Source organism: Paracoccus beibuensis (assembly GCF_026162625.1).
Classification (GTDB): Bacteria; Pseudomonadota; Alphaproteobacteria; order Rhodobacterales; family Rhodobacteraceae; genus Paracoccus; species Paracoccus beibuensis.
On the sequence record NZ_JAOTBD010000063.1, the window covers coordinates 1 to 9511 of the forward strand.

The window sequence follows — 9511 nt, forward strand, 5'->3', positions numbered from 1 at the left end:
GCGCCGAAACCGTGCCCATGCTGCTCTGGGCGCTGCTGGCCTCCGGCCAGATCCAGATGCGGAAGATCGACCGCCGGGAAACGCTTTCTCAGCCTCTCGAGCCGATGTCTCTTGACCTCGCTGCCTGACTGGAGCCAACCTCACATGCCCGGAGCCCGCTGCTCAACAATTTCCACCACATTCGCGACACGACCCCGAACGGGAATGGTGATCCTGAAGCGCGAGACGGGCGGGTTGGCCCCGCGTGCCCAAGGCCGTGGTGGTGGTCATGCAGATTGGTTGGCGTGCAGGACTGGATCACCGGGCGAATGGCACGTGGACAAGGAGTTCCAAGAGTATGAGGACATCATCGTCAAGTTCTCGTCGGTCCTTACCTCCGGCCTGCTGTTCCCTTCGATCTTCCGTTCCGGGGCTGTCGGCAACGGCCTGACGCCTCCGGCTGCGAGGGGCACGGTCAACTTCCGCGGTCAGCCGTGGTTGTCGAGGACGCCCACCTGCTGACACCCGGGCAGACCTACACCTCCGGCGACGGGGTGACGTTCGTAAACGACGGGGCAACGCTGCCGGCAGGGGTGGCGGTGACGGGCGGGAAGCTGGTGCTGACAGTCCCGGCCGCCTGACCTTAGGCGCCTTCCTGGCGGCGCTCTCGCGATGATGCGAAAGCGCCGCAGTCTACTCTAGGTGATGCGCTGCAGAGCGATAGTGGCCTAGGTTGGAACTGAAGAAGTGGCTAGGCTCCGTGTCTATGCCCTCGTTCGCCTCATACCATGCGATATTATGCTGCATTCGCTTCCGCCGGCGGGTTGCCCACTCCAAATCGGTCAGCCGCCTGATCTGAACACGGAGATGCCGAACCTTTGCGGCGAGGGTCTTTTCCTGCTCTGGACGAGTGGCGCCTTGGATGCGGTTCATTATTTCCGGAGGGAGTTGGTCGTGGCTTTCCAGCATGGTCAGTTGTACCGCAGCCGGCCGTACGAGCTTCCAGACGCGGAGATCCCAAAACAACCTGCTGCCGGGCGAAAACAACATGGTGTCCACCGGCAGCATGTAATTCGCAGTGGCTGCCAGAAGTGTTTTCGCGGCGCGGTTCGTCACCAGATAGCAGCCGCACGATGGCTCGCTGCAGAGAAGCCGCGCGAGCCGGCGTTCTTCGGCAAGACGGATGGATCTCTGGCCATAGCGTGTCGGTCTAGTAGTGTCATAGTCTAGTTTCACCAGATCGACTTGACCCAGCACATCGGCGCTGAACGCGAGGTCGGCGAAGTCGCAGGAAACTGCGACATCGTCTTCCAGGACCAGTGCAGCAGGGAGGCGTCTGGCGACGATTTCTCGCCAAGCAGATCTATGGCTCTCGAAGCACCCCACTTCTCCCGGGGTGAGTGGAGCATAAGGAGCAGCCTGAGACGATGCCCTTACGCCAGGCGCCTTACCGTCAACCGCCGCTATGCGGATCGGATCGATGCCCAAGGCGCCTAGCTGAGACACCATAAAGGCCCACCGCTTCGGTTGCCTGTCCAAGTTGATGACGAATACCGGCAGCACTAAAAATGACTCTCTGAATCCCGCTCACAATAACGTGAGTGCGGCGCGAGTCTGTCAAGTCCCATCAGCATAAGGAGAGCGGCAACTTTCGCTGCCAACATGTATCGCCCGCGCGCTGCTTCGCATGATGCTCTCGACCAACCGATTTCGAGGGCGTTTTCATGTGCGGCAAACCTGACATTCCCGAGCCTCAGCAGATGCCGGCCGGCAAGGCGCCCGTGTTCAGCACGGCGACGGAGACGCGCTCGAAGACGGGGCGTCAAGGCACGCTGCTGACCCGCCCGACCGCGTGGCAGGAATATCCGCCCGGCGGCAAGAAGACGTTGCTCGGGACCTGATCGAGCATGGCAGCGCTCGTCGACAAGGATCTCCGCAAGGCACTCGCCGCCCGTCGCAAGACGATGGATGCGGAGTACCAGCATTGGGAGCCCCACTTCCGCGAGCTGAGGGACGCGATCAAGCCGACGCGCGGCCGGTTCGAACGCGATGAGCGCCGGTCCGACAGCTCTATCAACAAGCGCATTCTAGATAGCACGGCGCAGATGGCGCTGCGGACCCTGCGCGCGGGCCTGATGTCCGGCATCACGTCGCCGTCGCGGCCCTGGTTCCGCCTCGGCCTGCGCGGCACGACCGCCGACGAGACGGACTTCGCGGCCAAGGAGTGGCTGCACGAGGTTCAGGTGCGCATGTACGAGGTGCTGCGCGGCTCGAATGTCTACCGCATGCTGGGCGCGATCTACGACGACCTCCGCATGGGCGCGGGCGCGGCGCACCACATGAGAAGACACACGAGATAGCCACGGCATGCGCGCGTGGATGCGGTATGACGGCGGCAGGCGGTCGAGGAGGTCGCAGAGGGCGACAACGTGATGCTGGCGCATTTGGCGGATGTCTCGGATCCCGGTCGCCTCTTCGATGAGAGCCGCAGTCTTCCGGATAGCGTCGCAGGTGTCCTCGTTCGCGGCGCCCGTCCGGAGTTGCACGGCGGTCAACCTGTCGGCGATTGCCTTGACGGACGTATCGACGTGAGGAGCTTCGGCCTCTTCAGGAGCTGAATAGATCGGCAGGGTTTCAGAGAAGGTCGGCGGCTGACCCATCAGCGAGGCTCTCATAGCCGCGAGTGCGTCGTTTTTGCTGAGTTTCCCGTTGTCCATGTCGTCCCACACCTTTTCGCTTCCAGCTGTCATGGCGACGGCAAGACGGCGGGCGGCGACTGGGCTCGAAGTCCCGAGCGAGATCTGGACCACAATCCCCCGGACTTGCGTCTCCAGGAATAGTAGCCGTTGCGCCTGATGAGGTGGGTTGCGATAGGCATAGAGCGTCCTCAAAACGAGGGCCCCTCATGTCACCCGGGTGACACCACCTAATTTGCCAAAACCATGTCAACCCGTTAAGGAAACACGTTTCTGAAATCATTGCAAAATCAGATTGTTTTGGCTCCGGCGGTAGGGATCGAACCTACGACCAATTGATTAACAGTCAACTGCTCTACCGCTGAGCTACGCCGGAACACGAGGGGGGTATAGCAACGTCGTTCGGGGGCGTCCAGTGGGCAGAGGTGACTTTTTGTCAGGCGCGTGAAAAAAACGTGTCGGCGGTCAAATTACCCGCGAAATCAACGGCTCCTAGCTGCGCAAGGGCGATCAGGTGAGCCAGCACGTTGCGTTGCGCGGCCGGCAGAAGCGCGGGCCGCACGTCATACAGGCGTCGCGCAAGCCCGGCGGCGGAATCGGGACGCTCTTGCAGGGCGGCCATCACTTGCGCAGTCCGCAGCCGGCGGTGGCGCGCAAGCTCCTCCAGGCGGAGGAGGGGGGTCGTGATCGGGTCGCCATGAGTGGGCAGCAAGCGTGCCGGCGCGGCGGCCTCCAGCCTGGTCAGCGACCCGAAATAATCCGCCAGATCTCCGTCCGGTGGAGAGATGAGCGTCGAGGACCAGCCCATGACCAAATCCCCGCTGAAGATCGCGTCGTCCCACTGGAAGCACAGGTGCCCGCCGGAATGGCCCGGCGTGTGCAGGGCGCGCAGGGACCAGTCCGCGGTCGTGACGACCTCATTGTCTGACAGCAGTCGGTCCGGTGCGAAATCATGGTCCAGCCCTTCGCCGCCCCCGGCAAGCCCCTGAGAGGCCAGCCGCGCCATCAGCGGCGACCGGCCCGCCGTTGCGCCGCCGAAGGCCAGCACTGGTGCGCCCGTCATCCGCGACAGGCGCGCCGCGCCGGCGCTGTGGTCGCGGTGCGCGTGCGTGACGAAGATGTGGCTGATCCGTTCCTGTCCCGCGCGGGCAACGGCCTCCTGGTGCGCGGGGTCGTCGGGGCCGGGATCGATAACGGCCATGTCGTCCCGGCCGATCAGGAATGTCGTCGTTCCCGGCCCGGTCAGGGGCGAGGGGTTCGCGGCCAGGATGCGCAGCGGCTCTTTCACAGGGGCGGTCATCTGGCTAGCCTAGCGCGCAAGGAGAGTGCCTGCCATGCCGAACCACATCGAAGGTCCGATTGCGCGGACGCTGGTGCCACGCGGGCTCTATGCCCGTGCGGCACTGATCCTGTTCCTGCCGGTCGTGGTGGTGACGCTGGTCGTCAGTGTCATGTTCCTGCAGCGGCATTTCGACGGCGTCACCCGGCAGATGACCTCCAGCATGGCGCACGAGCTGGAATTCGTGGCCCGCCAGGTCGAGCGGGCTGACAGCCTGGACGAGGCTCGGCTGGCCGGTGCGGTCGTGGCGGCGCCACTGGACCTGGAACTGCGGCTGCCGGCCGAACCAGCGGCGGCGGACCAGCGGCTCTTCTATGACTTCTCGGGGCGAATCGTCATCGAGGTGCTGCGGGAAGCCTTGCCTGAGGTGCTGGCGATCGACCTTGCCAGCAACGACAAGCGGGTCGACGTGGCGCTGGACGGGCCGTGGGGGCCTTATCTCCTCAGCTTCGAGAGGCGGCGTGTCAGCGCCTCGAACCCGCACCAGCTGCTGGTTCTGATGGTCTTCACCTCGCTTCTGATGTCGGGGATTGCCACGATCTTCCTGCGCAACCAGCTGCGCCCGATCCGCCGGCTGGCCTACGCGGCCGAGGAATACGGCAAGGGCCGGATGGTGCCTTACCGCCCGTCGGGCGCGGTCGAGGTGCGCAGCGCCGGCACCGCCTTCCTGGACATGCGCAACCGGCTGGAGCGCCAGAACGAGCAGCGCAAGCTGATGATGTCGGGCATCAGTCACGACCTGCGCACGCCGCTGACCCGGCTGCGCCTTGGCCTGTCGATGATGTCGCCCGACATGCCGCCCGAGGCCGACGACATCGCCGCGCTGGAGGCCGACATCGCCGAGATGAACCGCATGGTCGACGGCTTCCTCGACTATGCGCGCGACGATGCGCAGGACAGCCAGCCCGAGCCGACCGCCGCCGCGAAGTTCCTGACGACCATCGTGGCGGATGCACAGCGGGCGGGGCAGCAGGTCGGCATGGTCCTGTTCGAAGGCGACCGCGACGGTGTGGCCACGTTCAGGCCCGACATGCTGCGCCGGGCGCTGGAGAACCTGATCGGCAACGCAGTGCGCTATGGCGGTCGGGTCGAACTGGATGCGGCGCTCGGTCCCCGCAGCCTGCGGATAGGTGTCGAGGACGACGGGCCCGGCATCCCCGAGGACAGCATCGAGACCGCGATGCGCCCCTTCACGCGGCTCGATCCGTCCCGCCGCAGGAACAGCGCGCAGGGGGCGGGCTTGGGTCTTGCGATCGCCGCCGACGTCGTTCGCGCGCATGGCGGGCAGCTGCGGCTGGGACGCGGCCCCAAGCTTGGCGGGCTGCGGGCCGAGATCGTCATTCCCCGGTAAGATAGGTGGTATTGTCGCGGTCATATTGAACGCGGGCGGCGCTGGCCCTAGATTGACGCGATGCAGGGGCCGTGCGTCGCCATGACGGGGCCACGGCTTCGGGCGGAAAGGACAAGACATGACGGAATTCACCACTCAGACCTACCCGGTGCTGCCCTTGCGGGACATTGTCGTCTTCCCGCACATGATCGTGCCACTGTTCGTAGGTCGTGAAAAGTCGGTGCGCGCGCTGGAGGCGGTGATGGAATCGGACAGCCCGATCCTGCTGGCCGCCCAGAAGGACGCCGCCATCGACGAACCCGATGAGGACGGCATCTATCGCACGGGCGTTCTTGCCAACGTGCTGCAGCTGTTGAAACTGCCGGACGGCACCGTCAAGGTGCTGGTCGAAGGGCGCGAGCGCGTCGAGATCACCCAGTTCGTGCCGAACGACGATCACTTCATGGCGACCGCCACCCCGCTGGAGGAAACGCAGGGCGACGAGGCGACCGTGACCGCGCTGGTTCGCACCGTCGCCGAGGAATTCGAGCGTTACGTCAAGGTGCGCAAGAACATCCCCGAGGAAGTCGTCGCGGCCGTCGCCGAGGCGACCGAATCCGGCAAGCTGGCTGACCTTGTCGCCGGCCACATGGGCATCGACCTGGACCGCAAGCAGGACCTGCTGGACACGCTGGTCGTGGCCGAGCGTCTGGAAAAGGTCTATGGCCACATGCAGGGCGAGATGTCGGTCCTGCAGGTCGAGAAAAAGATCAAGTCCCGCGTCAAGACCCAGATGGAGAAGACGCAGCGCGAGTACTATCTGAACGAGCAGATGCGCGCGATCCAGAAGGAATTGGGCGATGGCGAGGACGGGCAGAATGAACTGGCCGAGCTGGAGGAGCGCATCCAGAAGACCAAGTTCAGCAAGGAAGCCCGTGAAAAGGCCGAGGGCGAGCTGAAGAAGCTGAAGTCGATGTCGCCGATGTCGGCCGAGGCGACAGTCAGCCGCAACTACCTCGACTGGCTGCTGTCGCTGCCTTGGGGCGTCAAGTCGCGTACCCGCAAGGACCTGGGCCGCGCCGAGGCGATTCTGGATGCCGACCATTACGGCCTGGAAAAGGTCAAGGAACGGATCGTCGAGTACCTGGCCGTGCAGGCGCGCAGCCAAAAGCTGAAGGGCCCGATCCTGACGCTGGTCGGTCCTCCGGGCGTGGGCAAGACCTCGCTGGGTCGCTCCATCGCCAAGGCGACGGGGCGCGAGTTCATCCGCATCTCGCTCGGCGGCGTGCGCGACGAGAGTGAGATTCGCGGCCACCGGCGGACCTATATCGGCTCGATGCCCGGCAAGATCATCCAGGCGCTGAAGAAGGCGAAGACCACCAACCCGCTGATCCTGCTGGATGAGATCGACAAGATGGGTCAGGACTTCCGCGGCGATCCGGCTTCGGCAATGCTCGAGGTGCTTGATCCCGAACAAAACTCGACCTTCGTGGACCACTATCTCGAGGTGGAGTACGATCTGTCGAACGTGATGTTCGTGACCACGGCCAACAGCTACAACATGCCGGGCCCGCTTCTGGACCGGATGGAGATTATCGGCCTGTCGGGTTACACCGAGGATGAAAAGCGCGAGATTGCCAAGGGTCACCTGCTGGACAAGCAGATCAAGGCCAACGGTCTGCGCAAGGGCGAATTCAGCGTCACCGACGAGGCGCTGACCCACATCATCCGCTATTACACCCGCGAGGCCGGCGTGCGTTCGCTGGAACGCGAAATCGCCAAGCTGGCCCGCAAGGCCGTGACCGAGATCCTCAAGGGCCAGGTCAAGTCCGTCGAGGTGACACCCGAGAAGGCCGAGGAATACCTCGGCGTGCGTCGTCATCGCTATGGTCTGGCCGAGAAGGAGGATCAGGTCGGCGTCGTGACGGGCTTGGCCTGGACTTCGGTCGGCGGCGACCTGCTGCAGATCGAGGCGCTGCGCCTGCCCGGCAAGGGTCGGATGAAGACGACCGGGAAACTGGGCGACGTGATGAAGGAATCGATCGACGCGGCGTCCAGCTTCGTGCGGTCGGTGGCGCCGGATATCGGGGTGAAGCCCCCGGAATTCGACAAGCGCGACATCCACGTCCACGTCCCCGAAGGCGCGACGCCCAAGGACGGTCCGTCGGCGGGCATCGCGATGGTGACCTCGGTAGTGTCGGTGATGACCGGCATCCCGGTCCGCAAGGACGTCGCCATGACCGGCGAGGTCACCCTGCGCGGCAACGTGCTGGCGATCGGCGGGTTGAAGGAGAAACTGCTGGCGGCGCTGCGCGGCGGCATCAAGACGGTGCTGATCCCGCAGGACAATGAAAAGGATCTTGTCGAGATCCCGGACAACGTCAAGCAGGGCCTGACGATCATCCCGGTCGCCAATGTCCGTGAGGTCCTGCGCCATGCTCTGGTGCGCCAGCCGGTGCCGGTGGAATGGGACGAAGCCGCCGAAGAGGCCGCCGAGGCCGCGCGCCTGGACCGCCAGCGGTCGTCCAGCGGCGCGGGCAGCACCGTCGCCCACTGAGGCGACATCGCAACAAGAAGGCCGGGGGCGTTACGCGTCCCCGGTTCTTACCATGTGCAGTCACGGTTGACGCAGAGTCAGATCGCGCTAGGCTGGTAGGATAATTCCGGGGAGGGGGAACCAGGAATGACCCATGAGACAGGCCAACCTGCTGCCGTGCAGGATCCGCATCCTGCTGTCGTGGTGCAGAAGCGCGATTTCATAGATCGCGTGGTCGCCGCCACAGGCGCCCGACGCACCGACGCCCGCCCCATCATCGAGGCGACGCTGGCCCAACTGGGGCTTGTGTTGTCGGCGGGCCATACGCTTGCCGTGCCGCCATTGGGCCGGGCGCGGATCAACCTGGAAAAGGACGCCCGTGGCGGCGACGTCATCACGCTGCGCCTGCGCCGGCGACCTGCGCCCACCGACCCCGAGGCAGGGTAGAAAGCGGCGAAAGCCCCCTTGCAACGGCCTGCGGCTGGCGCTAGAAGCCAGCGCGACGGGTGATTAGCTCAGTGGTAGAGCGCTTCGTTCACATCGAAGATGTCGGGGGTTCAAATCCCTCATCACCCACCATCTTTTCTCTTTCGATTCAACTATATAGACGTGAAAGCTACATTATCGGCGAAGTGCCCGCCGGTTCACCGAACCCAGGATTTTGCGCGCAGCCTGACGAAATCAAGAACGTCGGCGGCGTCCGTCAGATGATTCAGAGCGAAAAGCCCATAGGTCGAGAAGGTGATGCCGGGGTTGCTGTGCCCGAGGTACTGGGCCACTTTCTCCAGGGGCCGCTCGATACCATCTGAACCGCGGCGCTGTGGCGGATCGTGTGCTGGGTCACGTCCGTCAGGCCCGAACGCCTCACTGCCCCCTCAAAGCCCTTTCTTATGCTGCCGATCCGGTTGCCGCCTCTCTCGATCACATAGTCCGACATGGCGGATGCCTTGCCCGTTTGGAGCGCAGCCAGCAGCCCCTGATTGATTGGCACGATAGCCCGCCCTTTGCGGGTCCTCGCATCGTCCAGCCCCAGGTTGATGATGCCGCGCGCCAAGTCTACGCGATCCCACGTCAGATCTAGAATCGCCCCGACCCCGAGCAAATGGATCGCCAGCGCCATGTGAGGTGCGTCCGCGCTGTCGATCAGGCGCTGTATCTCGTCCTTCGTCGGATACCGCTCTTTCGGCGTCGGCTTGGCCGGCCGCTCGATATAGGGCGCGGCGTCGATGTTCCGCGCCCGCTCAGCGAAGGTCATTGCGCTGCGGAGATGGAGGGCATGGGTGCCTCATGGGTGCCTCATGGGTGCCTCATGCCCGGTCCGGTGATTGCGCCCCCAGCAACCGAGGCCGCCGAGGTCAGGTTGTTGGCCGCCGTTGTCAGGATGAAGCGGGACCTCAGCCATTCGACACCGCGGCAAACGGCCCGGGCCATGCCGCCGATGGCCTTGGCGCGGCCGAAGGGCTCCTCTCCGCTTCCGGTGCCTGATGGACAAGGCACAGCCTTGGTGTCGGGTGGTGCGTCCGTCGACTGCCGGATGCCGCGGCGCAGATCGGCCACGAGGCCGGCGGCATCATGGGCCTTGTCAGCTTCCGGGTTGAGCCAGGAGAGTGACGATGCGCCATATCAAGCGC

Annotated in this window: 9 protein-coding genes, 2 tRNA genes and 2 pseudogenes; 8 read left to right on the forward strand and 5 right to left on the reverse strand. The window is 64.6% G+C overall.

Going from position 1 to position 9511, the window contains the following annotated elements:
* Window positions 1-128, forward strand: a pseudogene (locus OC159_RS19125) (IS256 family transposase); the annotation flags it as partial.
* Window positions 129-204: 76 nt separating this feature from the next.
* Window positions 205-501: a hypothetical protein gene (locus OC159_RS19130; RefSeq protein WP_265502833.1), complete on the forward strand. Its 297-nt coding sequence runs from the start codon at window positions 205-207 to the stop codon at window positions 499-501.
* Between the two features lie 171 nt (window positions 502-672).
* On the opposite strand, the gene OC159_RS19135 is transcribed toward OC159_RS19130, so the two are convergent.
* Entirely contained in the window at window positions 673-1542 is an 870-nt protein-coding gene (locus OC159_RS19135) for a glycosyltransferase family 25 protein (protein WP_265502834.1), read from the reverse strand.
* Between the two features lie 161 nt (window positions 1543-1703).
* Here OC159_RS19135 and OC159_RS19140 point away from each other — a divergent pair, with 161 nt between their 5' ends.
* Together OC159_RS19140 and OC159_RS19145 are read left to right on the forward strand one after the other, a co-directional pair.
* Window positions 1704-1880 (forward strand): hypothetical protein, encoded by a 177-nt coding sequence (locus OC159_RS19140; protein WP_265502835.1) that lies wholly within the window; start codon window positions 1704-1706, stop codon window positions 1878-1880.
* 6 nt (window positions 1881-1886) lie between these two features.
* Entirely contained in the window at window positions 1887-2339 is a 453-nt protein-coding gene (locus OC159_RS19145; RefSeq protein WP_265502836.1) for a portal protein, read from the forward strand.
* A gap of 637 nt (window positions 2340-2976) precedes the next feature.
* Here the strand turns inward: OC159_RS19145 and OC159_RS19150 are convergent.
* Window positions 2977-3051, reverse strand: a tRNA-Asn gene (locus tag OC159_RS19150).
* Between the two features lie 60 nt (window positions 3052-3111).
* Window positions 3112-3975, reverse strand: coding sequence for an MBL fold metallo-hydrolase (locus tag OC159_RS19155; protein WP_265502837.1), 864 nt, complete (start codon window positions 3973-3975; stop codon window positions 3112-3114).
* Window positions 3976-4009: 34 nt separating this feature from the next.
* On the opposite strand from OC159_RS19155, the gene OC159_RS19160 reads away from it, so the two are divergent.
* From OC159_RS19160 to OC159_RS19175, 4 genes are all read left to right on the forward strand, one after another.
* Entirely contained in the window at window positions 4010-5365 is a 1356-nt protein-coding gene (locus tag OC159_RS19160) for an ATP-binding protein (protein ID WP_265502838.1), read from the forward strand.
* A gap of 118 nt (window positions 5366-5483) precedes the next feature.
* Entirely contained in the window at window positions 5484-7901 is a 2418-nt protein-coding gene (gene lon / locus OC159_RS19165) for an endopeptidase La (protein ID WP_265502839.1), read from the forward strand.
* Between the two features lie 126 nt (window positions 7902-8027).
* The gene (locus OC159_RS19170) at window positions 8028-8327 is read left to right on the forward strand and encodes a DNA-binding protein (RefSeq protein WP_265502840.1); all 300 of its coding nucleotides are present in this window, start codon (window positions 8028-8030) and stop codon (window positions 8325-8327) included.
* Between the two features lie 57 nt (window positions 8328-8384).
* Window positions 8385-8459, forward strand: a tRNA-Val gene (locus OC159_RS19175).
* Window positions 8460-8592: 133 nt separating this feature from the next.
* On the opposite strand, the gene OC159_RS19180 is transcribed toward OC159_RS19175, so the two are convergent.
* Window positions 8593-9135, reverse strand: coding sequence for a tyrosine-type recombinase/integrase (locus OC159_RS19180; RefSeq protein ID WP_265502841.1), 543 nt, complete (start codon window positions 9133-9135; stop codon window positions 8593-8595).
* Window positions 9136-9187: 52 nt separating this feature from the next.
* Window positions 9188-9511: pseudogene (locus tag OC159_RS19185) on the reverse strand (IS5/IS1182 family transposase); the annotation flags it as partial.